Source organism: Salinirussus salinus (genome assembly GCF_009831455.1).
Classification (GTDB): Archaea; Halobacteriota; Halobacteria; order Halobacteriales; family Haloarculaceae; genus Salinirussus; species Salinirussus salinus.
Genome location: NZ_WOWO01000002.1, coordinates 972,551 through 996,716, shown reverse-complemented (window position 1 = coordinate 996,716; position 24,166 = coordinate 972,551). Strand labels below are relative to the sequence as shown.

The following is a 24,166-nucleotide window of genomic DNA, read 5'->3' as shown; positions in this document are numbered from 1 at the left end:
CGGGGGCATAACGTCGTAGTACCCGTTACTGGCACCCGGAAGACTCCTATCAGGACACAAACTGTTGTGTATGTGGTACGTACCGTCTCATCCCCGGAACCCCCCACTCGTCACCGCCCGGACGGATAAGACTGGGGCCGCCGCCCGGGACGGATATGAATAGAATTCCTCTTCAATAAAGCCCATTGAGTGCTACCAACATTCTTTTTGCATCTCCGTCGTTAATTCAGCGTACGGATGCCCGCTTCGGACGCGAAATACGCATGGAGTATCGTCGCGGTAGTGCTCGTGGCGCTCGCCGTCCCGTGGTTCCTGTGGGGGTCCAGTCAGGTCGTGGCCGGCCTCCCGGTCTGGGTCTGGTGGCACGTCGGCTGGATGGTCCTCACCGCGGGGGTCTTCTACGTCTTCACGCGGACCGCCTGGGGGCTGGGCGTCGAGTCGCGGGGTGAGGTCGATGGCTGAGACGGGGCTGCAGGTCGGCATCATCGTCGCCTACCTCGTGCTCACGCTCGGGGTCGGGCTGGTAGCCTACCGGCTGACCGACCGCACCGCCGAGGACTACTTCCTCGCGAGCCGGACGTTCGGGACCGTCGTCCTGCTGTTTACCACCTTCGCGACGCTGCTGTCGGCGTTTACCTTCTTCGCTGGCCCGACCGCCGCCTTCGCCAACGGCCCCGAGTGGTTGCTCGTGATGGGGCTGATGGACGGCGTCCTCTTCGGGATCCTCTGGTACGTCGTCGGCTACAAGCAGTGGCTTGTCGGGCGCAAACACGGCCACGTCACCCTCGGCGAGATGCTCGGAGACCGCTTCGGGTCGCGGCGCCTGCGCGTGCTCGTCGCGGGGATCAGCCTCTTCTGGCTCGTCCCCTACATCACGCTGCAACAGCAGGGCGCGGGGACGGCGCTGGCGGCGCTGACCGACGGGGCCGTGCCCTACTGGGCCGGCGCCGGCGGGGTGACCCTCTTCATGATCGTCTACGTCGCCCTCTCGGGGATGCGCGGCGTCGCCTGGACGGACACCCTCCAGGGCATCTTCATGCTGGGGATCGTCTGGCTGGCGGCTGTCTGGATCCTCGGTGCCGTCGGTGGCCCCGCCGCGGCGACGGCGCTGCTCGCGGAGAACACTCCTGGACACCTCTCGCTCGGCGGGGGGCTGTACACCCCGGCGTACATCATCTCGACGGCCGTCAGCATCGCCTTCGGCGTGACGATGTTCCCGCAGGTCAACCAGCGCTTTTTCGTCGCGAAGTCCTCGGCGGTCATCAAGCGGACGTTCACGCTGTGGCCGGTGCTGGTGCTTCTCCTGTTCGTCCCGGCGTTCATGCTCGGCGCGTGGGCCGCCGGCCTCGGCGTGACGCCGAACGTCAACGGTCGGATCCTCCCGCCGCTTTTGACCGCGTACACGCCCGGCTGGTTCGCGGCGCTGGTCATCGCCGGCGCGGTCGCCGCGATGATGTCCTCCAGCGACTCGATGCTGCTGTCGGGGTCGTCGTATCTCACGCGGGACGTCTACCGGCAGGTCGCCGAGGGCGTCACCGAGCGCCGCGAGGCGCTGGTCGGCCGGGTCGGCGTCGTCGCGCTCGCGCTGGTCTCCTTCGTCATCAGTCTGTTCCAGCCTGCCACGCTCCTGCAGATCGGCGAGACCGCATTCGGCGGGTTCGCACAGCTGGCACTTCCCGTCGCCGTGGCGCTGTACTGGCGGGGGACGACCCGCGACGGCATCCTCGCGGGGGTGGTGGGGAGCCAGACGTTCTACCTCGCCAGCGTCTTCGTCCCGGCCGTTCCCTCCTCGTACCAGCTCCCGGTCGCGCCGGGGCTGGGCGGCTGGTCGGCGTCGGTCCTCGGGATGATTCTGGGGCTGGTCCTGACCGTCGGCGTCTCGGCGGCCACCTCCCCGACGGCCGACGAGGACGCCTCGGTCTACGAGCGCCTCTCGGCTGACTGACGGCTCCCGGCGGACTGACCCGGAGGCTTAACGACCTCCCGCGGCCAACGGCGGTCCATGCAGACCCACATCGTCCCGGTCGGCTTCGATTACGACCGGCTCATCGCGCCGCTGGTGCGCGAGCAGATGGATGTCGACCGAGTCATCCTGCTGGAGGGGTCGGTGGGCAGCGAGGCAAACGTCGAGTACTCCCGCAATCTCGCGGAGAAACTGGAGCAGGACTACCGGAACCTGCTGGGCGCGAACACCGAACGGGTCGCCATCGAGGACGTCTACGACTACGACACCGCCTTCGAACAGGCGTTCGAACTCATCAACGAGGAACTCGACCGGGGCAACGAGGTCTGGGTCAACGTCTCCGCGATGCCCCGTACCGTCTCCTTCGCCTTCGCGACTGCCGCCCACTCGATCATGGTCGAGCGGGAGGGGGACCGCAACCGGATCCACACCTACTACACCGTCCCCGAGAAGTACCTCGAGACCGAGCTGGCCGAGGAGCTGCGCGCCCAGCGCGACCTGCTTGCCGACCTGCAGGACGACCTCGAGGGGGCGACCGCCGACCGCATCGAGGAACGCTTCGAGAGCGCCCGGTCGCTTCTGAGCGAGTTCGACGAGCGCGGGACCACCATCGGCGCCAAGGAGATCGACGGCAGCCACATCGTCGAGCTCCCCGTCGCCTCCTTCTCGAACGTCAAACCCTTCGAGGAGGTGATCCTCTTCACTCTCGGGGAGCACGGCGAGTTCGAGTCGGTGTCGGAGCTCGCCCAGCGGCTGGCCCGCGAGCTCGGCGAGGAGTACACCGACTCCTTCCGGTCGAAGGTCATTTACAATGTCGACAGGCTCGGTCCGGGCGGCAAGGGGTACATCGAACAGGAGGCACACGGCAAGTCCTACCGGACCCGACTCTCGCGGATCGGGCAGCTGTGGGTCCGCTCTCACTCCCGCAACGGCGAGGACGCCGACCTCGACCTCTGAGCCACGGGCGGCGCCCCTCTGCGGGCGGCGGTCGCGTGCCGCGGACCCCGACCCGGCCGCGCCGACCCGCAGGCTGATTAGGCAGGCGCGACACCTCCCGGTGATGCCGGAGATCCCGGAAACATTCCACGACCTGTTCGAGAAGCCGACGATCGCCCACGTGGTGACGATGCTCCCGGACGGCAGGCCACACAACACGCCGGTCTGGGTCGACTACGACGCCGACGACGACCGGCTGCTGGTCAACACCGAACGACACCGCCGGAAGGCGAAAAACGTCGCCGAGGACCCGCGGGTGGCCGCGAGCATGGTCGACCCCGACAACCCCTACCGCTATCTGTCGGTGACCGGTGAAGTCGAGGAGACGACGACCGAGGGCGCCCGCGAGCACATCGACGAACTCGCACAGCGGTACATGGACCAGGAGTACCCCAACCCCATCCAGTCCGAGCGGGTGATCCTGCGGATCCGCCCGGACGAGGTCTTCAAGCGCGAACTGAGCTAGCTGGGCGTGCCGCCTGCCGGGCCTGCCGCGTCGGTTCACCCGCCGGCCTTCAGTTTCTCGACTCGCGTCGACAGCGCGAAGAAGATGCAGGCGAAGGTGAGCACGACCGCACACGCGGCCGCGTAGCCGTGTGCGGGCAGGGCGTGGCTGATGCCCGTCCCGGTGGCCTCCGCACGCAGAACCGTGTGGTGGAAGTCACCGACAAGGGGCCAGAAGTAGTCGACCACGTCGTTGAAGCCGTACCAGAGGGCGGCGACGGCCACCGACCCGACGGTGAAGCTGGCGTACCGGTGGATCAGGAAGGCCTCGACGACCATCGCGGCGTGGCTGAGAATCAAAAACCAGTACAGCCAGGCAGCGATCCCGCCGGGACCGTTCAAAAAGAGCTGGACGTAGGGGGTCCAGGCCCCCAGCTTGATACAGCCGAAGAAGGCGAGGACGTGTAGCGGTCCGGCACGGACGTCCAGCCGCCAGGCCGCCAGCGAGAGCGCGATGAACAGCGTCGCCACCGGGCTGTCGGGAACCACCGGCCAGGCGACCAGTGAGGTGTCCGCGAGCTGGAACCGGTAGTACCAGAAGCCGAAGGCGGTGCCGGCGAGATTGACGAGGACGACCGGCCAGGCCAGCCGGAGCCCGATGTCCTCGAGCCACTCGGGGAGGGGTGCGACGTAGCGGGGCAGCCCCTCGCTGTCGGGAACCCGGCCGCCGACGTAGCGCGCGACCAGCTTCTCGACCCGGGCGCCGACGCCAGCCGTTGCCATATCTCCTCCCCGGGCCAGCGCGTCCAAAACCCTACCGGTCGTCCGCCGGCCGGCGGGCCGACAGGCCCGTTTCCACCGGGGCGTGTGGGGGACAACCGATTGGTTAAGTGAATCCAGACCCTCGGCTCCGGTATGAACGACGACACGGACCTGGAGGAGTTGCAGCGCGGGACCGAGCTGGTCAAGCGCGGCTTCGCGAAGATGCAGAAAGGCGGCGTGATCATGGACGTCGTCAACGCCGAACAGGCCCGCATCGCGGAGGACGTCGGCGCGGTCGCGGTGATGAACCTCGAAGCCGTTCCGGCGGACATCCGCAAGCGCGGCGGCGTCGCCCGGATGGCCGACCCCGCCTCCCTGCAGGAGATCATCGACGAAGTCTCGATCCCGGTGATGGGCAAGGCCCGCATCGGCCACACCAAGGAAGCGGAGATCCTCGAGGCCGCGGGCGCGGACATGGTCGACGAGTCCGAGGTGCTCACGCCCGCGGACGACCGCTACCACATCGACAAGCGCGACTTCACCGCCCCCTTCGTCTGCGGGGCCCGGAATCTCCAGGAAGCGCTGCGCCGGATCGACGAGGGCGCGGCGATGATCCGCACCAAGGGCGAGGCAGGGACCGGCGACGTGAACCAGGCCGTCCACCACCAGCGTAACATCAAGGGAGCGATCCGAAAACTGGAGGGGATGAGCCACGAGGAACGCGAGAAGTGGGCCCGCGAGCACGAGGCACCCGCGAGCCTCGTCCACGAGACCGCCGACAGGGGCCGGCTTCCGGTGGTGAACTTCGCCGCCGGCGGGATCGCCACGCCCGCCGACGCCGCGCTGATGATGCACCACGGCTGTGACGGCATCTTCGTCGGGTCGGGTATCTTCGGCGCCGAGAACCCCCGGGCGATGGGAACCGCCATCGTCGAGGCCGTCAACAACTGGGACGACCCCGAGACGCTCGTGGAGATCGCCTCCAACGCCGGCCAGGGGATGTCCGGCGACGCCAACGTCGACCTCCCCGAGGAGGAGAAACTCCAGGGCCGCGGCGTGTAGATGGTCGAGATCCCCGTCACCGCCGAGGGCGAGGAGCCACGCACCCCGGCGGAGGTCTCCGAGGAGGAACCGGGGTCCTCCGGTACGGGTGGCGACGCCCTCGACACCGACCGCCCCCCGGAGGAGGTCGTCGACGACATCGACCGGCCGGTGCTGCTGTTCGACGGGGTCTGTAACCTCTGTAACTGGAGCGTCCGGACCATCGTCAGGCTGGACCGGGAAGGAAAGGTGCTCTTTGCCCCGCTCCAGTCAGACGTGGGCCGGGAACTCCTCTCGCGGGTCGGGATGGACCCCGAGTACTTCGACTCGGTCGTCCTGGTCGACGGCGACGAGTACTACACCAAGTCCGAGGCCGTCCTCCGGGTCAGCCGGCTGCTCGACGGGCCGGTCCCGCTTCTGTACCCGCTGATATACCTTCCCGAGGGACTTCGGGACGGCGCCTACGACCTGGTCGGCGAGTACCGCTACGAGGTGTTCGGCAAGCAGGAGGAGTGTCCGGTCCCCGACGAGGAAGTGAGAGAGCGGTTCCTCGAGCGGTCGCTGGCGTAGGTCGCGAGCACCCGCTTTTCATCCCCCGGCCGGTCCGCCATTGACGCCCGCATAGCTGAGGCGAAACCCTCTGTGTGGCGCGGCCCTTACGCCCGCCATGCCCGACTTCGAGATGGAGTGGCGCGACGCGTTGTTCGCGAGCTGGCCGGTCGAGCCCGACCTGCTCGCGCCCCGCCTGCCCGACCGGCTGTCCGTCGACACCTTCGAGGGCGACGCCTACCTTTCGGTCGTGCCCTTCGCGATCCGGAACATCCGCCCGGAGGGGCTGCCGGCGGCCGTCGGGCTGTCGACGCCGGAGCTGAACCTCCGGACGTACGTGCGCTGCGAGGCGCCGGCGGGGCGACGCACCTCGGACAGCCAGGCGGCGGAGCCGCGAGGCGGAGACGACACTCCCGGCGTCTACTTCTTCAGCCTCGACGCCGACGACCTGCTCGGCGTCGTCGGCGCCCGGCTGTTCAACCACCTGCCGTACTACTGGGCGGACATCGACTACGAGCCCGGGGGACCGGATGGGCGGGTCGACTTCGCGAGCCGGCGGCGCACCCCCGGGGCGCGGGCGGCCCGCTTCGACGCCACCTACGGCCCCGACGGCGAGCGGTTCCAGCCCGAGCCCGGCAGTGTAGAACACTTCCTCGTCGAGCGGTACCGCTACTTCGCGGAGGGGTCCGACGGGGAGATCCGCTACTCGGCCATCGAGCACGACCCCTGGCAGCTCCGGCCGGCGACCTGGGACGTGCGGGAGAACACGCTGTTCCGGACCAACGGCTTCGACGCGCCGACCGGCGACCCCCACCTCGTCTACGGCGAGCCGCTCGAGGTGTGGGCCGGGGCGACCGAACGGTGGCGGTGAGGGAGACGGCGAAAATACCCGCCTGAGCCCCGGCGGCCGAAGGGAAAACCCCCAAGTTCGCCCGTCACATCCGGCCGGATATGCAGCCAGCGGCCGTGCTCGCACAGTCGGTCCCCGTCGAACTCCAGCGCTTCGTCGACAGCGTGAGTACGGCCGAGGCCCGGGCCCTTGCGACCGTCCTGGTCGTGTTGGTCGCGCTCGGGCTCTCGTTCGTCGTCGCACCCTACCTCGTCGGGCTCGCCGGGCGGTTGCTCAGCCGACTCACTCCCCGCGGCCGGGCGAGTGACACCGCCGGCCTGGTCAACGACTACATCCCGACCACGGTGAGCACGGTCGTACTCCGGGTGCTGCAGGTCGGGCTGCTCGCCGCCGCCGGGATCACCTTGCTCGGGATCTGGGGGCTGGTGGCGCTCGCACTCGACATCCTCCGGTTTCTCGGGCTCTCCCTGCCCCTGCTGACGAAGCTCGGAACCACGGCGGTACTCTTTCTGCTCGCCTACGTCGCCGTCGACGTCTTCGAGGAGTCGGTCGCGCGGTACAGCCGCGGCGCCGACCGGATTACCGAACACCAGGAGGAGGTCGTCTACCGGGTCGGGAACCTCGCCATCATCGCGGTCACCGTCGCCACCGCCCTCACCGTCTGGGGGATCAACCTCTCCGGGTTGCTGGTCGGGGCCGGTTTCCTGGGGATCGTCGTCGGCCTGGCCGCCCGGCAGACGCTCGGCTCGCTCATCGCCGGTCTCGTGTTGATGTTCGCCCGCCCGTTCACGATCGGCGACTGGGTCGAGGTCGGCGACCAGGAGGGGATCGTCACCAAGATCACCGTCTTCAACACCCGGCTGGAGAACTTCGACGGCGAGTCGATCGTCATCCCGAACGACAAGGTGAGCGACAGCGCCGTCATCAACCGCAGCGAGCGGGGCCGGCTGCGGGTCCGGGTCGACGTCGGCGTGGACTACGAGGTCGACCCCGAGCGTGCCCAGGACGTCGCCCTCGACGCCATCGACGGCGTGGACGCGGTCGCGCCGACGCCGCCGCCCCAGGCCATCCCGAAGGCCTTCGGGGACTCCGCGGTGGTGATCGAGCTCCGCTTCTGGATCGACCGCCCCACCCCCCAGCAGAAGTGGCGGGCCACCTCCTCGGTCGTCCGGGCGGTCAAGCGCGCCTACGACGAGGAGGGGATCAAGATCCCCTTCCCCCAGCGGGAACTCTCCGGCCGGGCCGAAACCGATGGCTTCCGGGTCCGGGACGGCGACGCGGCCGACCGGGACCCCGGCCGGTCCCCGGCGGTCGACGCCCCCGAATCCGAGGACTGACTCGCTCCCGGCTCCGGCAACGGCACGACTCAGTAGAGGGTCGCGCCGCCCCCGATCGCGGTCTGGTAGACCCAGGCGTCGACCCCGCGGTCCTCGAAGGCATCCAGCATCGCCACGCCGACGGCGCGGCGGTCCCCCTCGTGACAGGCCGCGATGACCGTCGGGCCGGCGCCGCTGATCGTGACGCCGGTCGCACCGGCCTCGAAGGCCGCCTCCCGGACGGCGTCGTAGCCGTCGATCAGCTCCGCGCGGGCCGGCGTCACGACGGAGTCGTACATCCCCTCCCCCACGAGTTCGGGGTCGTCGCGGTGCATGCCCGTCGTGAGCGTGGCGGCGTTGCCCACCGTCTCGACCAGCTCGCTCACCCGCATCCCGTCGGGGACGACCCGGCGGGCGTCCCGCGTGGAGACGACGATGTCGGGCAGGCAGGCCACGAGCGGTACGTCGGCGTCGACACACCGGACGCCCCCGGGCGTGGCGATGGTGAACCCCCCGAGGATCGCGGGGGCGACATTGTCGTCGTGGGCGTCCCCGGAGACGACGGCCTCGCCCTCCGCGGCGACCGGCACGAGTTCCTCGCGGGACTTCCCGCGGTCGTAGAGCTCGTTCAGCGCGACCGCCGCGGCGGCGGCGCTGGCTGCCGAGGAGCCCAGCCCGGAGGCCGGTCGGATCCCCTTGTCGATCCGGATGTGTGCCGGCGCGTCCAGCGCCTCCGCCACGGCGCCGACGGTGTTCTTCTCGGGGTCCTCGGGGATGTACTGGCTGCCCGCTCCCGTCACGTCGATGGTCGTCCGGTCGGCCTTCTCGACGCGGACGATGTCCGCCGGACGCTCCAGGGCCACGCCGAAGACGTCGAACCCGCTGCCGAGGTTCGCGCTGGTGGCCGGCGCCCGGACGGTTAGCATACCCCCGCTTCCGCGGTGGTACGCAAAAAACTCACGAACCACCTTTTTTCGCCTCGGGTGCGCTCCGCGCACCGCGTGGCGGCAAAGCCGCCACGGCATGTGGTTGCGGGCCGGCGGCCCGCAACCCGCTCGGCGAAAAAACGTGGGCGAAAAAAGCGCGAGCGGCGCCGCCGCTCGCGAGAACCGCGCGCCTGCGGCGCGCGGATGCTGGTGTCTGCCTGCTCCCAGTACGCCTGCCTTTCCCCGTGCTCGCGCGGCCTCGCATTGCGCTCGGCACGCGCTCGCGGCCCACACGGTTTCTGTGTCGCCCCGCGCTACTCCTCCAGCTCGGCGTACAGCCGCACCAGCCCACACTCCGGACAGACCAGCGTCTCGGCCCCGTAGGTCTGGTTCATGCCGAGTTTCCCGAGAATGCCCTCGCGGTTCTCCCCGGAGACGACCTGGAGGTTGTGCCCGCCGGTGCTCCGGAGGGTCATCCCCTCCATGGTAACGCCGCAGTCCGGGCAGCGACGGTCAGGCACCGCCATCCTCCGGCTCCTCCAGGGTCTCCTCGGTGTCGATCCCGTACACCCGTGCGGGCGTCTCGACGTGTGCGGTCCGGAGCGCGTCCTCGTGGCCCTCCTCGGCCAGCCAGCGCGTGCGGCGCGGGACCGTCTTCGGCCCCAGCACCGCCCCCGGCCGGTCGGGGTCGTCGATGAAGTCCGTCTCCATCATGAACGGCTCGCCCGACTCGACGGCCGCCCGGAGTTCGTCCTTGCGGGAGATGACGCTCGGCACCGGCCCCTCGACGGGCCCGGAGGAGTAGTGTTTGACGACGCGCTCCCGGGGCAGGCCGGCGTCCTCGGCCCACTCGACGACCTCGGTGAAATCCTCGCCGCCCTCGGTGTGTAGCTGGACTGCCGACCCCACCTCGGCGCCGAGTTCGAAGGCATAGCGCATCACCTCGTTCGAGGCCGCCCAGACGGCGTCGTCGACGTCGTAGTGCGGTCGGCCGGATTTCAGCGCCAGCGCGGGCCCGTCGGCGACGAACTCGGCGGCGACGTCCAGCCCGGCCTGCATCAGGTCGCGGGCCCCCTCGGGGTCGTAGCCCCGGTCGACCAGCTGCGAGACCAGCGCGGGGTGGACGCCGAGCACCGGCCAGGCCCGCCCTTCCAGTTCGTCGCTCGCCTCCCGCGTCACCTCGCAGGTGAGCTCGAAGGCCTCCCGGAAGTCCTCGCCCTCGTCGACCTCGCCGACGAGGTCCCACGAGGGTTTGTTGAGCACGAGCAGATGGGTCCCGCCGGCGGCAGCGAAGTCCTTCGCGGCGGCGGCCCCGCGGCCGTTGACGGGGTCGAGGTGGAGGTGGTCGTCGAGTACTGGCTGGAACATGCCGCCCCGTCGGCCGCCGCCGGGCAAAAGCGATCCGCCTCGGTGACTCTTCGGGCGGGGCTCGGCGGCTCCGCCCGACCCGCGGCCCCGCGGACCGTGGCCCGGCAGACCCCTCGCGAGGCTACCTCCCGCTCACCCACTTACGCCGCTGTCAATCACGTTGAAACGGGATTCTGACGTAGGACGGCCTATGCCGAGGCAACCGAGGGTCGAGCCGTGACCGAGCCCCCCAGGCTGGAGCTGTATCTCCGCTCGCTGGCTCCGGCGACGGGCCGGGACCAGCAGGACCGGGTCGTCCGGCGGCTCCACGACCTCGACGACGACGGCCGGATCAAGGGCTTCGACGTCAGGCTCTGTGGGGACTGTGTCTGCCCGCGTGCCGAGACGGCCCGCACCGACCCCGGACGGCGACTCCTGGGTCGCTACGAGCGCTTCGAGGAGTGGGCGGGGGAGGCCGGCTACGACCTGACCGGCTTCGAGCGCCGCGAGGTCGAGTCCGTGCTCACCGGGACGACGGTGACCGGCATCGCCTTCCCCCGGATGGTCCTCGCCGAGTACCGCGGCGGCTCGCTGACGTTCGTTGCCCCCGCGGCCGACGGGTCCGAGACGGTGACCGTCCAGGACCGACTCGACTCCCTATAGCGTCAGCGACCGCTGGGCGGCGTTGCGCAGCGCGTCCGACCGGCCGTACTCGCCGGGCGCGAGCGCCACCGTCTCGACGCCGCGGGCCGCCGCCCGCTCCAGGACCGGTTTGAAATCGCTGTCCCGGGAGACGACGACGAGCGTGTCCACCACGTGCTGGACGGCCGCGGCGGTCGCGTCGACGGCCAGCCGGACGTCGACGTCGCCGCTGGTGACTGTCACCTCGAACCCCCGCTCCTCGGCGGCCTGGACCAGGCTCGCCGGCGCGTTCTCGTCGAGATAGAGCCGCGCGAGGCGAACCGCCCCCTCCTCGGCTCCGAACGCTCGGATGTCGTCGAGGTCCACGTCGAACTCCGAACGGAGGACGTTCGGGCCGTCGACGAACAGCCCCACGCCCGGGACGTCCTCGCGTCCGCCCAGACGGTCCAGCAGTCCCATACCCGGGGTTTGCTTCCGCGACGGTATAGCGGTGACGGGTGTCTCGACTGTCCACACGCTTTTGTCCCCGGTGTGCGATGGGAAGCCATGACACTCGACCCCGCGGTCGCCTCGGGGCCGGAGTACGGCGTGACCGTCCACCAGGACGTGATGGTCGACACCCGGGACGGAACCGCGCTCGCGACCGACGTCTACCGCCCAGCCGACGGGACGGGTGCGCCCGTCGGGGAGCCGCTGCCGGCGCTGCTGGTCCGGACGCCCTACGACAAGCGCAGCCGCACGTTCGTCGACATGCAGGGCCGGTGGTTCGCCAAGCGGGGCTACGTCGTCGCCATCCAGGACGTCCGCGGGCGCTTCGAGAGCGAGGGCGATTTTTACTTGCTCGTCAACGAGCCCGAGGACGGCTACGACACCGTCGAGTGGCTCGCCGACCGGGACTACTGCGACGGCCAGGTCGGGACGATGGGCACCTCCTACATGGCCTGGGTCCAGAGCGGGCTCGCCACCCTCGACCCGCCCGCGCTGTCGGCGATGTTCGTCAACCAGGGGGCCGCGGACGCCTGGGACGCCGTCCTCCGGCAGGGCGGCGCCTTCGAGTTGCGGTGGCTGACCTGGGCGCTGACCATCGGCGGCGGCTTCGCCAAGCGTGCCCTCGAGGACGCGGACGTCCAGCGCGCGCTCGCGGACGTGGACACCCGGGACGTGCTCGCGAGCGAGCCGCCCGTCCGGGGACAGTCCCCGCTGCGACACATCCCGAACTACGAGGAGTGGGTCTTCGACTTCATGGAGAGCGACGGGACCGACGAGCTGTGGAGCCGGCGGGGGGTGAACTTCCGGCGCTACCGCGAGGAGAGCGCCGACGTCCCCACGGTCTACTCCGGCGCGTGGTACGACTCCTACACGAAGGCGACCTGCGACAACTTCACCGCCTTCGCCGACATGAAAGACAGCGACCACTACCTCCTGATGGGGCCCTGGACCCACGGGGGGACCTCCTCGTGGAGCAAGCCGTACTCGGGGGAGGCCGCCTTCGGCGACGCCGCCCGGGTGGACTTCCGGGAGACGAAGCTGGCCTTCTTCGACCGGTACCTGAAGGGGGCGGACACCTGGGACCGCGAGCCGGTGACCTACTTCCGGATGGGCGTCGACGCGCCCGCGGAAGCGACCGCGAGAAACGGCCGGCTCCGCCACGGCGGCCGGTGGGCGGGCGGCGAGGATTGGCCCCTGCCCGACACCGAGTTCCGGACCTACTACGCCCAGCCCGACGGCCGGCTGGCGCCCGACCGGCCCGCCGCGGAGGAGGCGAGCACGACCTACCAGTTCGACCCCGCCGACCCGGTGCCGACGCTCGGGGGCAACTGCTCGTCGTACTACACCTTCGAACCCCGCGAGGAGAACCTGCTGGAGCTGCCGCTGGCGGACCGGCCGACGCTGAGCACCACCGGCCGGGGCGGCTACGACCAGCGCACTCGGCCCGAGACCTTCGGCGCGGAGCCGCCATACGGCCCCCTCGAACAGCGCGAGGACGTGCTCGTCTTCCGGACGCCACCCCTGGAGGAGTCGGTCGAGATAGCGGGGCCGATACGGGTCCGGGTCCACGCGTCGACGGACGCGGTCGACACGGACTTCACCGCGAAGCTGGTCGACGAGTACCCGCCGAGCGAGGACTACCCCGGGGGGTTCGCGCTGAATCTCTGCGACGGGGTCTGCCGGGCCCGCTACCGGAACGGCCGCCGCGAGCCGGACCCGGTCGCGCCCGGCGAGGTCTACGAGTTCGAGGTCCATCCCTACCCGACCGCGAACGTCTTCCGGGCGGGCCACCGGATCAGACTCGACGTCTCCTCCTCGAACTTCCCGCGGTACGACGTCAACCACAACACGGGCGACTCCCCGGGCGGGCGCGAGCGACGCGTCGCCACCAACACGGTCTACCACGACCGCGAGCGGCCGACCGGCGTCGACCTGCCGGTCCAGCCGCGGCGGTGAGGCGGGGGTCGCCACGGGCGCCGGGGCGGGCGCCTACCGGAGCAGTCGGGACTGTCGCTGTCGGCCCTCCGGCGGCTCGCCGGCCAGCCGCCGGATCCGCTCCTCGACGGGTGGGTGTGTCGAGAGCAACCGGTAGTCGTCCTCACTGTGGGTGTACAGAAGCGAGCGCAGCCCGTACATCGACTCCGTCGCGCGGCGGATCTTCCAGAGCGCCCGCGCCAGCGCCTGCGGTTTCCCCGTCGCCTCGGCGGCGCGGGCGTCGGCGACGAACTCCCGGCGCCGGGAGTAGGCGAGCACCGCGAGCGTGAACATGCTCAACAGGAGCCCGACGGCGAGCACCGCACCCAGCCGGACCCACTCGCCGACCGACCCACCCCGCGTCGGCCGGCCCGATGCCCACGCCAGCCCGCGGTCGAGCCCGTACGCGAGCAGCAGGAGCGGCAGCAACAGGACCCCCACGAGGGCGGACAGCGACCGGACCAGGCTCACCGCCATCGTCTGGACGAAGGTGTCGTAGCCGCGGATGTGCGCGAGTTCGTGGGCCAGAATACCTTCGAGTTCGTCGACGGTCAGCACCTCCAGCAGCCGGCGGTCCAGCACTACCACGCTCCGGCGGGGGCCGCCGACCGACAGCGCGTTCGGCATTCCGAGGTCCGCGACCAGAAGCGGCGGCGGGTCGACCCCCATCCCCGCGGCGAGGCGGTCGAGCCGGCGGTAGACGCCCGGCGCGCGCCCCCGGGGGAGTTCGCGAGCCTCCAGCCCGGCGACCAGCCGCGCCGGGCCGGACCGGTAGTTCAGGTACGCTCCGACAGCCACGAACACCAGGAGGACGGCGGCAGTCGCTCCCAGCGCCGCCCCGCGCACCAGCCACTGCAGGAGCAGGTAAAGCCCCACCGCGCCGAGGGCGTAGAGGGCGAACACGCCCAGGCCGACGAGGACCATCGCCACCCGGAGCCCGAGCGACATACCGAACCCACGGACGGGGGAGGGAAACGGCTGTCGGGACAGGTCCGGGGTGTGCCGGTGCCGGTCACGAGTGGAGTCGGAGTCGGGCGCGACCGGAGCGGGTTACGACTGGAGTCGGGCGCGACCGGAGCCGGCGAGACCCGCTGACCGACGGTTCACCGGAGGCCGACCCCGGGCTCGGTCCGCCGGATCCCCTGTGGCGGGCCGCTCTTCTGGACGATGTTGAACGCACGCATCAGGTCCGTCTGCGAGATGATCCCGACGACCCCGCCGTCGTCGTCGACGACCGGGAGCCGGCCGACGCCGTTCTCCTGCATCCGCTGGAACGCCTCCATCGCGTCGGCCCCGGGGTCGATCGTCGGGACGTCGGTCGACATCACGTCCCCGACGCGGTAGGCGTCGCGCTCGACCTCCTTGATCGCGCCCGCGTCGTCGAGGGTGACCATCCCGACGAGCCCCCCGTTCCGGACCACCGGGTAGCCCGTGTGGCGCTCCTCGAACATCCGGTCGAGGAGGTCGCTGACCGGCGTGTCCTCGCTGACGGTCATCAGCCGGTCCTCGGGGGTCATCACGTCCCGGACGGTCACGCCCTCGAAGGCGGCCTTGAGCGAGGTCTGCTGTGCCTCGCTGGAGGCGGCGATGTAGATGAAGAAGGCCAGCAGGATGAGAAAGAAGTTAGCGAACAGCCCCAGAATCGCCATCCCGAAGGCGAAGGCCTTCCCGACGGCGGCGGCCTGCTGTGTCGCCTGCGCGTGTGACTGGTTGCGTGCCAGCAGCGCCCGGAGGATGCGTCCCCCGTCCATCGGGAACGCGGGGAGCAGATTGAACACGGCGAGGACGACGTTGAGCACGGCCAGGTAGCCGAAGACGAACCGGGCCGGGTCCAGACCCGCGGGGAGCCCGAGAAAGACGGCGTAGGAGCCGATACCGACGAGCACGCTCACGGCCGGCCCCGCGACCGCGATCACGAGTTCGTGGCGCCAGTCCTCGGGGAACTCCTCGAAGCTCGCCACGCCGCCCAGCAGCCAGAGGGTGATCGACTCGATCTCGTAGCCGTAACGCAGGGCGACCAGCGAGTGGCCGAACTCGTGGAGCAGGACGCCCCCGAACAGCCCGAGCGCCGAGGCCAGCCCCAGCGCCAGCGCCAGCGTTCCTTCTCCCAGCTGGCCGGGGTCGATCGCCGACCCGAAGACCTCGTTTATGATCCCCGTCAGCGCGGCGACGTCCCAGGCGATAAACGCCGCGAAGAAGGGGAGCACGACCAGGAAACTCCAGTTGAGTCTGACGGGGATGCCGAACGCCGAGCCGATCCGGAAGCCTCGCATACGCGGTGGTTGTCGGCGGAGGGTGTTAAAACGGTCCGTCGGCGGAACAGGAACGGCCGGCGTCACGGCTGGCAGCGGAACGGGTCGGTCGGTGTTCGCGTCGGCGGAACGGTGCCGGCTGGCGCTCGCGTCGGTGTCGGCGGAACGCACATTAGCGGCCGCGGCGTAGCCGGACGTGTCATGTCCTCAGAACGTGTCGTCGAACTCCTGCGCGAGGCGTACAGCGACGAGATCGAGACGGTGATGAACTACCAGACGAACGCGATCGTCTTAGACGGCGTACGGGCCGAGGAGATCAAAGAGAGCCTCCGGCAGGACATCCAGGAGGAGCTCACCCACGCCGAACGTCTCGGCCAGCGACTCAAACAGCTCGACGCCCGCCCGCCCGGCTCCGCCGAGTTCGTCGCCCGACAGGACTCGCTGCAGCCGCCCGAGGACTCGACCGACGTGCTGTCGGTCATCCGCGGCGTGCTCGACGCCGAGGAGGGCGCCATCGAGACCTACCGCGAACTCGTCGCGGCCGCGGAGGCGGCCGGCGACCCGGTCACCGAGGACCTCGCGGTGACCCTCCTCGCCGACGAGGAGGCACACCGGACGGAGTTCCGCGGCTTCGAGAAGGAGTACCGGGCGGAGTAGCGCCGCAACCGGCTCTCGCCGGCAGAGGTCCCGGCTCGCGCCCCGCTCTCGCCTTCCGTTTCCCGCCGCTCGCGAACGCGGCTCCCCGTTTATGTAGCTTCCCGGCTACAGGTAGACCATGTACGACACCATCCTCGTTCCGACCGACGGGAGCGACCACGCCGTCCGGGCCGCCGAACACGCCCGCTACCTCGCAGACGCGTTCGACGCGACCGTCCACGTCGTCACCGTCCTCGACCTCCAGCGCGCCGGCGGCCCGTTCGACGCCGGCGGCCTCGGCGAGGAGTTCGTCGGCCGCCTCGAAGCCCAGGGGGAGGAAGCGCTCGAGACGGTCCGGACGGTCGTCGACGGGGAGGCCGTCGTGACGGCCACGCTCCGGGGCGAGCCCTCGGAGACGATCCTGGAGTATGCGGCCGACCACGACGTCGGACTGGTCGCGATGGGGACCCACGGCCGGACGGGGGTCGACCGGTACGTCGCCGGGAGCGTGACCGAGCGGGTCGTCAGCCGCTCCGAGGCGCCGGTGTTGACGGCCCGGGCGACCGAGCGCAGCCGGGTCGGCGACGGCTACGAGGAGGTCCTGATCCCGACCGACGGGAGCGAGCCGGCGGGTGCCGCCGTCGAGCCCGGGCTCGCCGTCGCGGAGCGGACCGGCGCCCGGGTCCACGCGGTCACGGTCGTCGACGCCGGTGACGCGGCCGCCAGCCCGGGCTACTCGGTCCCCGAGGAGGTCACCGCCCACCTCGAGGCCGAGGGCGAGGCCGCGACCGAGCGGATCGCCACGCAGGCCCGCGAGCGCGGGCTCGAAGCCACCACCGCGGTCCGCACGGGTGTGGCCGCCCGCGACCTGCTGGCGTACGCCGACGAGCACGACGTCGACCTGGTGGCGATGGGGACCGCCGGCCGGACCGGACTCACCCGGTATCTGATGGGAAGCACGACCGAACGCCTCATCAGACACGCCGAGATGCCCGTGCTCGCGGTGAACGCGAGAGACCGGGCCGGCGACTGACGGCGACTGGCCGCCCACCACCCCGGCGGGCCCGGGTGGGTGGGGACCGACCCGCGCCGTCCGGTCACTCAGCGACTCAGGTCGTCCACTCACTCGGCGGACCGCGTCGTCTGCCTACTCAGCGGCCCGCATCACCCCGTCGGCTCCGCGCCGGAACACGGTCACCGCCCCTCCGGCTATCTCGACCGCAGTCCGGTTCCCGACCGTCGGGGGGCGTTCCCTGCACTCGACGAGGACGGTCTCGCCGGCGTCCAGCCGGACCGTCACGTCGTAGCGCTTTCCCAGGTCCGCGACGCGTTCGACCTCACCCTGCAGCGAGCGCGCCGTGGCGACGCCCTCCGGCGATGGGGCGGGGACGTCCGGACTCCGGCCGGGCGGCCCCCGGCCCGTGGGCTCGGGGCCGTCGCGTCCGGGCGACCGCAGCGAGAGGGCCTCCGGCCGGACGTGGCAGGTCACCTCACTCCCGGTCGGGTGGTCACCTCCCGCCCCCTCGACCGCGAGTTCGGCCCCGCCGACCTCGACTCGCAGCGGCTGCCGGCCGACGACAGTTCCGGGGAGCGCGTTCGACCGGCCGAGAAACGACGCCACGAACGGCGTCGGCGGGGACTCGTAGAGGGTGCGCGGGTCGCCGGTCCCGGAGACGCGGCCGTCGTTCATCACCACGAGCCGGTCGGCCAGCGCCATCGCCGTTTCCTGGTCGTGGGTGACATAGAGGGTGGTGACGCCGGTCTCGCGCTGGATGCGCGCGACCTCCTCGCGGAGTTCCGTCCGGAGCTGTCGGTCCAGCGCAGAGAGCGGTTCGTCGAGCAACAGCACGTCCGGCTCCGGCGCGAGCGCCCGGGCGAGTTCGACGCGGCGGCGCTGGCCGCCGCTCAGCTCCGGGGGGGAGGAGTCGCACCGGTCGCCGAGCCCGACCAGTCCGAGGTACTCGTCGACGGTCGCCGCGCGCTGCTCGGGCCCGACCCCGCGTGCTTTCAGCCCGTAGGCGACGTTCTCGCCGACGGTCATGTGGGGGTACAGCGTCGGCTCCTGGAAGACGAGCCCGACCCGGCGCGTCTCGGGGGGGTTGTCGGTCACGTCGGTTCCCCGAAGACGGACCCGTCCCCCGGTCGGCTGGAGGTGGCCGGCGATGGTCTGGACGACCGTCGTCTTCCCGCAGCCACTCGGGCCCAGCAGCGCGAGGAGTTCCCCCTCCGCGGCGCTCAGGGAAACGTCGTCGACTGCTGGCTCGTCCCCGTACCGGTGCGTGAGGCCGTCGACCTCCAGGGTCATCGGTCGGTCACCGCCTGAACCCGGCCGAGGCGCTGGACCGCGGTCAGTACGAGGACCGCGATCCCCAGAAGCACGAGCGCGAGCGGGACGACCGCGTCGACCCCGCCGGCGATGAACTCGACCCAGATCCGCGTGGGCACCGTCCGGGGGTTGTACGCGACCATCATCGTCGCGCCGAACTCCCCCACGGCGCGCGCGAAGGTGAGGACGACCCCTGCGAGCACAGCGCCGCGGGCCAGCGGCAGCGAGACGTTCCGGAACGTCGCGACCGGACCGTAGCCGAGCGACCGGGAGGCCCGCTCCAGGCGCTCGTCGACGGCGCCGAAGCCCGCCCGGGCGGTGATCACCACGAAGGGAGCGGCGACGAAGGTCTGGGCGAGGACGACCCCCAGCAGACTGTCCGTCAGCGGGACGCCGGCGGCGGCCGCGGCGGCGCCGACGGGGGTGAACCGGCCGACCGCCGACAGCACCATCGTGCCGCCCACCACGGGCGGGACGACAAGCGGCAACACCACCAGCGCCTCGACGAGCCGCTTGCCCCGGAACGACCGCCGGGCGAGCACGTAGGCCAGCGGCACTCCTAGCACTGTTGCGACCGCCGTCGCCACCGGCGCGGTGACGAGCGAGTTCCGGATCGCCCGCTGTGCGCCCGGGGTCGAGAGGTCGCCGACGACGCCGGTCACGCCGGCCCGGGAGAGAAAGGCGACGAACGGGACCGCGAAGTACAGCAGGAGAACCCCCCCGAGGGCGGCGGGGACGAGCAGCTCCGGCCGGGACGGCCGCCAGCTCGGGGCCGCGTCGGCGAGGCTCACGCCCGGACCGCCTCCGGAACGTCGCCCTCGGACTGTGGCAGCCGGCCCGTGACCGTCAGCCCCGCCTCGACGAGAGTCTCGGGGTTGTCGAGGAGAAACCGCACGAGACGGCGACCCGCGTCCGGGTTGTCCGCTCTCTCGAGTACCGTCGCGCTGTAGAGGATCGGCCGGCCGCGCGCGGTGTACCCGTCGTCGGTCGTGTACTCGACGGTCGCGTAGTGGTCGGCCAGCCCGGCCCGGGCGAAGTTGTACGCGTCGGGGAACTCGAGGAAGGGGAGGTCGCGGTCGAGGGCCATGTTCCGGTAGACGAGCCCGGCCGCGCGCGCCCCCGTCTCGACGCCGGCGAGCAACTGTGGCTCCTCGGGCTCCTGGTAGACGCGCTCGAGCATCGCCTCGCGGAACCCCTCGAGGCCGTGCTCGGCCGCGGCGAGTTCGAAAGCCTGGACCGCCCGGTAGCCCAGCGGGTCCAGGTCCGGGTCCGCGATGGCGACCTCGCCCGGCTCGGCCCCGAGGGCGACCTCGTACCACGGCTCGCCGCGGTCGAGCGCCCGACCCAGGTCTGTCTCCGCGCGGTAGCCGACGCCGAGGCTGTTGGCCGCGAACGCGACGTCCCAGTCGGTGAACTCGCCGTACAGCCGCTCCCGGAGGAGCGTGGCGTCGGCGCTCACGACCACGTCCGGGTACTCGGTGCCGTCCTCGACCATCCGCATCAGGGCGTTCGAGCCGTAGTACTCGCCGTAGACGACTGTCCCCGTCTGGCGCTCGAAGGCGGGGGCGACGTGGTCCTCGAACGTCCGGGCGAGACTCCCCGCCGAAAGCAGCGAGACGGACCCGGGTCCACCGGCCGCGAGCGGGGTCGCACACCCGGCGAGGCCGACGGCCCCGCCGACCACCGCCGGGGTCGCCTTCAGCACCGCCCGACGACCCAGCGACCGCTCCTCATCAGCCATGCCGGAAACCAGTTCCAGTTCACCAATAAGGTTATGCCAAACACATCCATTTGACTACTTATGCCATCCGCGGAGGCGACCGTCCTGACTGACCGGCAGGTCGAGGTGCTCGAACTCCGGGAGCAGGGGCTGACACAGCGGGAGGTGGCCGACCGGCTGGGGACCACGGGCTCGAACGTGAGCGCCATCGAGCGGGCCGCCGAGGAGAACGTCCGGAAGGCGCGCCGGACGCTCGAGCTCGTGCGGACCGTCCGGTCGCCGGTCCAGTTCACCGTCCCCGCGGACACGAAGTTCGACGACCTCGTCGGGCTCGTCTACGACCGGGGCGACGAGGCCGGGGTGAAGATCTCCTACTGCCGGCCGGAGCTGTACTCCCATCTGTACCACGAACTCGAGCCGTACACGACCCAGAACAGGCTCGAAACCGGGGTGACCATCGGGCTGACCGAGGACGGCGAGGTCGATGTCTTCACCGAGACGCTGTAGCGCCGAGTCCGGATTTTCGGCCGGCCAGTTTTGGGGACTCGACCAGCCCTGGACCTCTGGCTCCGTCTTTCCTCCCTCGTCGCGAACGGTCGATTTGCTATCGCGAAATACCGTTTACAAGTTCGGGGAACGACCAAAGGGTTAGGACGCCGGCCCCCGTCGGTCGGCCCATGTCACTCCGTCAGTCCCCGCTCCGTAGCGCTCACGAGGCGACGGGCGCAGACTTCACGGATTTCGGCGGCTGGGAGATGCCGGTCGACTTCGACTCGATCCGGACCGAACACGCCGCCGTCCGGGACTCCGCCGGGAAGTTCGACGTCTCGCACATGGGGCAGGTGGTCGTGAGCGGGCCGGATGCCGCGGCGCTCACCGGGCGGCTCACCACCAACGACGTTCAGGAACTCGGCCCCGGCGAGGCGCAGTACGCCGCCATCACCGACGAGTCGGGGGTCATGCTCGACGACACCGTCGTCTACCGGCTCCCCGACGGCTGGGACGGGGAGTACCTGTTCGTCCCCAACGCCGGCCACGACGGGGAGATGACCGACCGGTGGGTCGGCCACCGCGACCGGTGGGGGCTGGAGGCGACCGTCGAGAACCGGACCGAGGCGTACGCGATGGTCGCCGTCCAGGGGCCGGAGGCGCGCGACCTCGCCGACCGGGAGACCGAGGCGGACCTCGGTTCACTGGGTCGGTTCGAGGTGACCGCCACCCGGGTCGCGGGCGCCGACGCGCTCGTCGCGCGGACGGGCTACACCGGCGAGGACGGCGTCGAGGTCGTCTGCGAGGTCGAGGACGCCGGGGCCGTCTGGTCGGCGGCCGGCTGCCGGCCCTGCGGGCTCGGCGCCCGGGACACGCTGCGCATCGAGGCGGGCTTTCTGCTCTCGGGGCAGGACTTTCACCCCGAAGAGGAGCCGCGCACCCCCTACGAGGCTGGCATCGGGTTCGCCGTGGCCCTCGAGACGGAGTTCGTCGGCCGGGATGCGCTCGCGGCGGTCGCGGACGACGGACCCGCCGAACTGCTGGTCGGCCTGACCCTCGACGAGCGGGGGGTTCCCCGCCACGGCTATCCCGTCGAGTCCCCCGACGGCGAGCGAGTCGGCCACGTCACCAGCGGGACGATGAGCCCGACACTGGGCGAGCCCATCGGCCTCGCCTATCTCCCGCGCGCGTACGACGAGCCCGGACGGGAGGTGTGCGTGGTGGTCCGGGACGAACCGAAGAAGGCACATGTCACCGCGACCCCGTTCCTCTCATGAGCTTCGAGGTTCCCGAGGACTGCCGGTACCTGGAGTCCCACGAGTGGGCGCGCCCGGAGAACGGCACGGTCAGGGTCGGCATCAGCGACTTCGCGCAGGACGAACTCGGCGACGTGGTGTTCGTCGAGCTACCCGACGAGGGCGACCAGATAGAACGCGAGGAGGCCTTCGGGGTCGTCGAGTCGATCAAGGCAGTCTCCGACATCTACGCGCCGGTCGCGGGCACGGTCGTCGAGGTCAACGACGCGCTGGTCAACGAGCCCGAGCTGGTCAACGAGGACCCCTACGGCGAGGGCTGGATGGTCGCCGTCGAGCCGGAGGGCGACCTCGAGGGCCTGCTCTCGCCGGCCGAGTACCGCGAGCAGACGGAGTAAGCGACCGCTCGGCTCCGCCCCGCTCCGGTTCTGACTGGCTGCCGTAAATCACATGCCACGATATCGAACCTGCGGGCCTGGAAGTCGAGACCGACCTTCTCAATGCGTAGGCATCTACACTGGACCGGCTTCCCCACGACCGCATAGTATCTTACTGTATGATAGACTCTGTCGGGAGGTACGGGGAAGAAAGAGCAGAGAGTTCTGTTGAATGCCCGACAACGTACAAAGGTAAAGTGGCTTTGTCGCGGACACACTGATATGACTGACGAGGAGATCGACGATGTCGACAAAGCGATCCTGTATGCACTCCAAGAAGACGCTCGAAACATGTCGTCCGGAGACATCGCGGAGCGGACCGGAACCTCCGACAGTACTGTCCGCAAGCGCATTCAGCGTCTCGAATCCGACGGCGTAATCAAGGGATACAGCGCTAGCGTCGACTATCAGAAATCAGGCTATCCGCTCCGAATGCTGCTTTACTGTACCGCTGCGATTCCCGAACGTGGTGACCTCGTCCCGGATATTCTGGACATCGATGGAGTGGTATCGGTTCAGGAGTTGGTCACTGGTGAACAGAACCTCCTCGTCACTGCAGTCGGCGAGACGGACAGCGACATTACACCCGTTGCACAGGAACTTCTCGATATGGGGCTCACCGTTGCCGACGAAGTCCTCGTTCGGAGTCACGAGACGACGCCCTTCGGAAAGTTCAATTCCAGGACTCAGACAGAAGACGATTCCTAGACGAGGACACGTTTGACGTCCACCTCGGTCGCGCGACGAACGACTGCCTGTACTGGATCGACAGAACCCGTCAGATTGTCCGAGTCACCGTCGAGGACGAGGAGTGCTGCGCGCCGGCCGGGAGCGATGACACCACAATCGAGTCCAACGATATCGGCACCGGCCGTCGTCGCCATCCGTAACACCTCTCGGGCAGTCACGTCGAACTGTTTCACCGTGTACGCCATCTCCCGAAACATCGACGGGGGATTCAGCATGACGTTGTCAGTCCCGAGTGCGACTGTCGTGCGGTCGAGTAATTCCCGTACTGGAGGGATTCCGACATCGAGAACGGTATTCGCGCGCGGACAGACCGCCACCGGGACTGATTGCTCTGTAACTCGCTGCAGGTGATCCCGTTCTGCGTGCACCATATGGACGAGGAGGTCCGGCTCCAGATCGAGCGCGGGGTGGATGTCGGTCGTATCGGGTTCGCCAGCGTGGATCGCAAAGGGTACGTCGCGTTTCCGGCAGGCAGCACGCTGTTCGGTGAAATCCCCGTCGTTTGCCCCGGAGGCGCCGTACCCGTCGGCAACACCTAGGACGGACTGCTTTCCGCTCCCGAAGATGAACGGGTCGAGGGAAACGGGCGCTGCCGCCTCACGGAGCGCGCGTGCCCCGGCAGCTCCGGACTCCCGGAAGTCCAAACAGGAGACCGTCCCCGTTCGCTGCATAAACCGGAGCGTCCGGCGCATCGCTGATACCAAGTCGGAACGGTCAGCAGCCGCTAATCGTCGGTGTTTCAGACTGTCCGGCGGCGCCACTGCTTCGTCGAGTGACAGGCCGACAGCTGCTTCCTTCGCAACGGAGTCACCTAGATGCGTGTGAGCGTTGACGAACGCCGGCAGTATGATATCGGCCGATGTCGTTTCTGTCTCCTCGATACGCGCGATCTGACCGTCTTCGATAACAACACGACCCCGCATCGGCTCGAACGACCGGCCGGTCAGGAGAGTTCCCGAGAGTGCTTCCATACCAGTACCTCCGTGTCTATAACGATATGGTTT

The 24,166-nt window shown here is 70.0% G+C and carries 27 protein-coding genes; 16 read left to right on the top strand and 11 right to left on the bottom strand.

Annotation, left to right across the window (positions count from 1 at the left end; translation table 11 throughout):
* The first annotated feature begins 237 nt into the window (after positions 1-237).
* The 4 genes from GN153_RS08360 to GN153_RS08345 all read left to right on the top strand — a co-directional run bounded on the left by GN153_RS08360 (position 238) and on the right by GN153_RS08345 (position 3,425).
* Complete coding sequence (locus GN153_RS08360; RefSeq protein WP_159901631.1) at positions 238-462, top strand: DUF3311 domain-containing protein; 225 nt, start codon at positions 238-240, stop codon at positions 460-462.
* Positions 455-1,945, top strand: a complete 1,491-nt coding sequence (locus GN153_RS08355; RefSeq protein WP_159901629.1) for a sodium:solute symporter family protein — start codon at positions 455-457, stop codon at positions 1,943-1,945. The genes GN153_RS08360 and GN153_RS08355 overlap by 8 nt, the downstream gene beginning before the upstream one ends.
* Positions 1,946-2,002: 57 nt before the next feature.
* A complete protein-coding gene (locus GN153_RS08350; RefSeq protein ID WP_159901627.1) occupies positions 2,003-2,920 on the top strand; it encodes an HFX_2341 family transcriptional regulator in 918 nt (305 codons plus the stop codon).
* 103 nt (positions 2,921-3,023) lie between these two features.
* Complete coding sequence (locus GN153_RS08345; RefSeq protein ID WP_159901625.1) at positions 3,024-3,425, top strand: pyridoxamine 5'-phosphate oxidase family protein; 402 nt, start codon at positions 3,024-3,026, stop codon at positions 3,423-3,425.
* A 35-nt stretch (positions 3,426-3,460) separates the two neighbouring features.
* Here the strand turns inward: GN153_RS08345 and GN153_RS08340 are convergent, their stop codons facing one another.
* Entirely contained in the window at positions 3,461-4,186 is a 726-nt protein-coding gene (locus GN153_RS08340) for a DUF1405 domain-containing protein (RefSeq protein WP_159901623.1), read from the bottom strand.
* 132 nt (positions 4,187-4,318) lie between these two features.
* Between GN153_RS08340 and pdxS the strand changes: the two genes are divergently transcribed.
* From pdxS to GN153_RS08320, 4 genes are all read left to right on the top strand, one after another.
* Positions 4,319-5,227 carry a pyridoxal 5'-phosphate synthase lyase subunit PdxS gene (gene pdxS, locus GN153_RS08335; protein WP_159901621.1) on the top strand — a complete coding sequence of 303 codons (909 nt, stop codon included), beginning with the start codon at positions 4,319-4,321 and terminating at the stop codon, positions 5,225-5,227.
* Positions 5,228-5,776: a thiol-disulfide oxidoreductase DCC family protein gene (locus GN153_RS08330; RefSeq protein ID WP_159901620.1), complete on the top strand. Its 549-nt coding sequence runs from the start codon at positions 5,228-5,230 to the stop codon at positions 5,774-5,776.
* 97 nt (positions 5,777-5,873) lie between these two features.
* A complete protein-coding gene (locus GN153_RS08325; RefSeq protein ID WP_201287831.1) occupies positions 5,874-6,626 on the top strand; it encodes a YqjF family protein in 753 nt (250 codons plus the stop codon).
* 80 nt (positions 6,627-6,706) lie between these two features.
* Complete coding sequence (locus GN153_RS08320) at positions 6,707-7,942, top strand: mechanosensitive ion channel family protein (RefSeq protein WP_159901618.1); 1,236 nt, start codon at positions 6,707-6,709, stop codon at positions 7,940-7,942.
* Between the two features lie 29 nt (positions 7,943-7,971).
* Here the strand turns inward: GN153_RS08320 and GN153_RS08315 are convergent, their stop codons facing one another.
* From GN153_RS08315 to GN153_RS08305, 3 genes are all read right to left on the bottom strand, one after another.
* Complete coding sequence (locus GN153_RS08315; protein ID WP_159901616.1) at positions 7,972-8,847, bottom strand: homoserine kinase; 876 nt, start codon at positions 8,845-8,847, stop codon at positions 7,972-7,974.
* 314 nt (positions 8,848-9,161) lie between these two features.
* Positions 9,162-9,374 (bottom strand): hypothetical protein, encoded by a 213-nt coding sequence (locus GN153_RS08310; RefSeq protein ID WP_159901614.1) that lies wholly within the window; start codon positions 9,372-9,374, stop codon positions 9,162-9,164.
* A complete protein-coding gene (locus GN153_RS08305; RefSeq protein WP_159901612.1) occupies positions 9,361-10,215 on the bottom strand; it encodes a TatD family hydrolase in 855 nt (284 codons plus the stop codon). Before GN153_RS08305 ends, GN153_RS08310 begins: the two co-directional genes overlap by 14 nt.
* A gap of 216 nt (positions 10,216-10,431) precedes the next feature.
* Between GN153_RS08305 and GN153_RS08300 the strand changes: the two genes are divergently transcribed.
* Positions 10,432-10,857 (top strand): HTH domain-containing protein, encoded by a 426-nt coding sequence (locus tag GN153_RS08300; protein WP_159901610.1) that lies wholly within the window; start codon positions 10,432-10,434, stop codon positions 10,855-10,857.
* Here GN153_RS08300 and GN153_RS08295 read toward each other — a convergent pair.
* A complete protein-coding gene (locus GN153_RS08295; protein WP_159901608.1) occupies positions 10,852-11,295 on the bottom strand; it encodes an NYN domain-containing protein in 444 nt (147 codons plus the stop codon). The genes GN153_RS08300 and GN153_RS08295 overlap by 6 nt on opposite strands.
* A gap of 87 nt (positions 11,296-11,382) precedes the next feature.
* Between GN153_RS08295 and GN153_RS08290 the strand changes: the two genes are divergently transcribed.
* A complete protein-coding gene (locus tag GN153_RS08290; protein ID WP_159901606.1) occupies positions 11,383-13,281 on the top strand; it encodes a CocE/NonD family hydrolase in 1,899 nt (632 codons plus the stop codon).
* 33 nt (positions 13,282-13,314) lie between these two features.
* On the opposite strand, the gene GN153_RS08285 is transcribed toward GN153_RS08290, so the two are convergent.
* Entirely contained in the window at positions 13,315-14,247 is a 933-nt protein-coding gene (locus tag GN153_RS08285; protein ID WP_159901604.1) for a M48 family metallopeptidase, read from the bottom strand.
* A 155-nt stretch (positions 14,248-14,402) separates the two neighbouring features.
* Positions 14,403-15,572 carry a CBS domain-containing protein gene (locus GN153_RS08280; RefSeq protein ID WP_159901602.1) on the bottom strand — a complete coding sequence of 390 codons (1,170 nt, stop codon included), beginning with the start codon at positions 15,570-15,572 and terminating at the stop codon, positions 14,403-14,405.
* 180 nt (positions 15,573-15,752) lie between these two features.
* Between GN153_RS08280 and GN153_RS08275 the strand changes: the two genes are divergently transcribed.
* Together GN153_RS08275 and GN153_RS08270 are read left to right on the top strand one after the other, a co-directional pair.
* Positions 15,753-16,208 (top strand): DUF892 family protein, encoded by a 456-nt coding sequence (locus tag GN153_RS08275; protein WP_159901600.1) that lies wholly within the window; start codon positions 15,753-15,755, stop codon positions 16,206-16,208.
* A 118-nt stretch (positions 16,209-16,326) separates the two neighbouring features.
* Positions 16,327-17,220 carry a universal stress protein gene (locus tag GN153_RS08270; protein ID WP_159901599.1) on the top strand — a complete coding sequence of 298 codons (894 nt, stop codon included), beginning with the start codon at positions 16,327-16,329 and terminating at the stop codon, positions 17,218-17,220.
* A 114-nt stretch (positions 17,221-17,334) separates the two neighbouring features.
* On the opposite strand, the gene GN153_RS08265 is transcribed toward GN153_RS08270, so the two are convergent.
* From GN153_RS08265 to GN153_RS08255, 3 genes are read right to left on the bottom strand one after another with little or no spacing between them, the layout of a single operon-like run.
* The gene (locus GN153_RS08265; protein ID WP_159901598.1) at positions 17,335-18,492 is read right to left on the bottom strand and encodes an ABC transporter ATP-binding protein; all 1,158 of its coding nucleotides are present in this window, start codon (positions 18,490-18,492) and stop codon (positions 17,335-17,337) included.
* Positions 18,489-19,304 (bottom strand): ABC transporter permease, encoded by an 816-nt coding sequence (locus tag GN153_RS08260; protein ID WP_159901597.1) that lies wholly within the window; start codon positions 19,302-19,304, stop codon positions 18,489-18,491. Before GN153_RS08260 ends, GN153_RS08265 begins: the two co-directional genes overlap by 4 nt.
* On the bottom strand, positions 19,301-20,254 hold the full coding sequence (locus GN153_RS08255; RefSeq protein ID WP_159901596.1) for an extracellular solute-binding protein: 954 nt from the start codon (positions 20,252-20,254) through the stop codon (positions 19,301-19,303). Before GN153_RS08255 ends, GN153_RS08260 begins: the two co-directional genes overlap by 4 nt.
* A 60-nt stretch (positions 20,255-20,314) precedes the next feature.
* Between GN153_RS08255 and GN153_RS08250 the strand changes: the two genes are divergently transcribed.
* The 4 genes from GN153_RS08250 to GN153_RS08235 all read left to right on the top strand — a co-directional run bounded on the left by GN153_RS08250 (position 20,315) and on the right by GN153_RS08235 (position 23,120).
* Positions 20,315-20,740: a Tfx family DNA-binding protein gene (locus tag GN153_RS08250; protein WP_159901595.1), complete on the top strand. Its 426-nt coding sequence runs from the start codon at positions 20,315-20,317 to the stop codon at positions 20,738-20,740.
* 170 nt (positions 20,741-20,910) lie between these two features.
* Entirely contained in the window at positions 20,911-21,999 is a 1,089-nt protein-coding gene (gcvT, locus tag GN153_RS08245) for a glycine cleavage system aminomethyltransferase GcvT (protein WP_159901594.1), read from the top strand.
* On the top strand, positions 21,996-22,373 hold the full coding sequence (gene gcvH, locus GN153_RS08240; RefSeq protein ID WP_159901593.1) for a glycine cleavage system protein GcvH: 378 nt from the start codon (positions 21,996-21,998) through the stop codon (positions 22,371-22,373). The genes gcvT and gcvH overlap by 4 nt, the downstream gene beginning before the upstream one ends.
* Positions 22,374-22,634: 261 nt before the next feature.
* The gene (locus tag GN153_RS08235) at positions 22,635-23,120 is read left to right on the top strand and encodes an Lrp/AsnC family transcriptional regulator (RefSeq protein ID WP_159901592.1); all 486 of its coding nucleotides are present in this window, start codon (positions 22,635-22,637) and stop codon (positions 23,118-23,120) included.
* On the opposite strand, the gene GN153_RS08230 is transcribed toward GN153_RS08235, so the two are convergent.
* Positions 23,117-24,133 carry an amidohydrolase family protein gene (locus tag GN153_RS08230; RefSeq protein ID WP_159901590.1) on the bottom strand — a complete coding sequence of 339 codons (1,017 nt, stop codon included), beginning with the start codon at positions 24,131-24,133 and terminating at the stop codon, positions 23,117-23,119. The two genes, GN153_RS08235 and GN153_RS08230, sit on opposite strands and share 4 nt — an antisense overlap.
* Positions 24,134-24,166: the final 33 nt, after the last annotated feature.

What these genes read in the sequence shown, in the direction of transcription:
- GN153_RS08270 (WP_159901599.1), top strand. Translation starts at nt 16,327, where the DNA reads ATGTACGACACCATCCTCGTTCCGACCGACGGGAGCGACCACGCCGTC.
- GN153_RS08250 (WP_159901595.1), top strand. Translation starts at nt 20,315, where the DNA reads ATGCCATCCGCGGAGGCGACCGTCCTGACTGACCGGCAGGTCGAGGTG.
- GN153_RS08330 (WP_159901620.1), top strand. Translation starts at nt 5,228, where the DNA reads ATGGTCGAGATCCCCGTCACCGCCGAGGGCGAGGAGCCACGCACCCCG.
- GN153_RS08265 (WP_159901598.1), bottom strand. Translation starts at nt 18,492, where the DNA reads ATGACCCTGGAGGTCGACGGCCTCACGCACCGGTACGGGGACGAGCCA.
- GN153_RS08355 (WP_159901629.1), top strand. Translation starts at nt 455, where the DNA reads ATGGCTGAGACGGGGCTGCAGGTCGGCATCATCGTCGCCTACCTCGTG.
- GN153_RS08360 (WP_159901631.1), top strand. Translation starts at nt 238, where the DNA reads ATGCCCGCTTCGGACGCGAAATACGCATGGAGTATCGTCGCGGTAGTG.
- GN153_RS08345 (WP_159901625.1), top strand. Translation starts at nt 3,024, where the DNA reads ATGCCGGAGATCCCGGAAACATTCCACGACCTGTTCGAGAAGCCGACG.
- GN153_RS08295 (WP_159901608.1), bottom strand. Translation starts at nt 11,295, where the DNA reads ATGGGACTGCTGGACCGTCTGGGCGGACGCGAGGACGTCCCGGGCGTG.
- GN153_RS08235 (WP_159901592.1), top strand. Translation starts at nt 22,635, where the DNA reads ATGACTGACGAGGAGATCGACGATGTCGACAAAGCGATCCTGTATGCA.
- GN153_RS08230 (WP_159901590.1), bottom strand. Translation starts at nt 24,133, where the DNA reads ATGGAAGCACTCTCGGGAACTCTCCTGACCGGCCGGTCGTTCGAGCCG.
- pdxS (WP_159901621.1), top strand. Translation starts at nt 4,319, where the DNA reads ATGAACGACGACACGGACCTGGAGGAGTTGCAGCGCGGGACCGAGCTG.
- GN153_RS08275 (WP_159901600.1), top strand. Translation starts at nt 15,753, where the DNA reads ATGTCCTCAGAACGTGTCGTCGAACTCCTGCGCGAGGCGTACAGCGAC.
- GN153_RS08340 (WP_159901623.1), bottom strand. Translation starts at nt 4,186, where the DNA reads ATGGCAACGGCTGGCGTCGGCGCCCGGGTCGAGAAGCTGGTCGCGCGC.
- GN153_RS08310 (WP_159901614.1), bottom strand. Translation starts at nt 9,374, where the DNA reads ATGGCGGTGCCTGACCGTCGCTGCCCGGACTGCGGCGTTACCATGGAG.
- gcvH (WP_159901593.1), top strand. Translation starts at nt 21,996, where the DNA reads ATGAGCTTCGAGGTTCCCGAGGACTGCCGGTACCTGGAGTCCCACGAG.
- gcvT (WP_159901594.1), top strand. Translation starts at nt 20,911, where the DNA reads ATGTCACTCCGTCAGTCCCCGCTCCGTAGCGCTCACGAGGCGACGGGC.
- GN153_RS08285 (WP_159901604.1), bottom strand. Translation starts at nt 14,247, where the DNA reads ATGTCGCTCGGGCTCCGGGTGGCGATGGTCCTCGTCGGCCTGGGCGTG.
- GN153_RS08325 (WP_201287831.1), top strand. Translation starts at nt 5,874, where the DNA reads ATGCCCGACTTCGAGATGGAGTGGCGCGACGCGTTGTTCGCGAGCTGG.
- GN153_RS08290 (WP_159901606.1), top strand. Translation starts at nt 11,383, where the DNA reads ATGACACTCGACCCCGCGGTCGCCTCGGGGCCGGAGTACGGCGTGACC.
- GN153_RS08305 (WP_159901612.1), bottom strand. Translation starts at nt 10,215, where the DNA reads ATGTTCCAGCCAGTACTCGACGACCACCTCCACCTCGACCCCGTCAAC.
- GN153_RS08320 (WP_159901618.1), top strand. Translation starts at nt 6,707, where the DNA reads ATGCAGCCAGCGGCCGTGCTCGCACAGTCGGTCCCCGTCGAACTCCAG.
- GN153_RS08280 (WP_159901602.1), bottom strand. Translation starts at nt 15,572, where the DNA reads ATGCGAGGCTTCCGGATCGGCTCGGCGTTCGGCATCCCCGTCAGACTC.
- GN153_RS08255 (WP_159901596.1), bottom strand. Translation starts at nt 20,254, where the DNA reads ATGGCTGATGAGGAGCGGTCGCTGGGTCGTCGGGCGGTGCTGAAGGCG.
- GN153_RS08350 (WP_159901627.1), top strand. Translation starts at nt 2,003, where the DNA reads ATGCAGACCCACATCGTCCCGGTCGGCTTCGATTACGACCGGCTCATC.
- GN153_RS08315 (WP_159901616.1), bottom strand. Translation starts at nt 8,847, where the DNA reads ATGCTAACCGTCCGGGCGCCGGCCACCAGCGCGAACCTCGGCAGCGGG.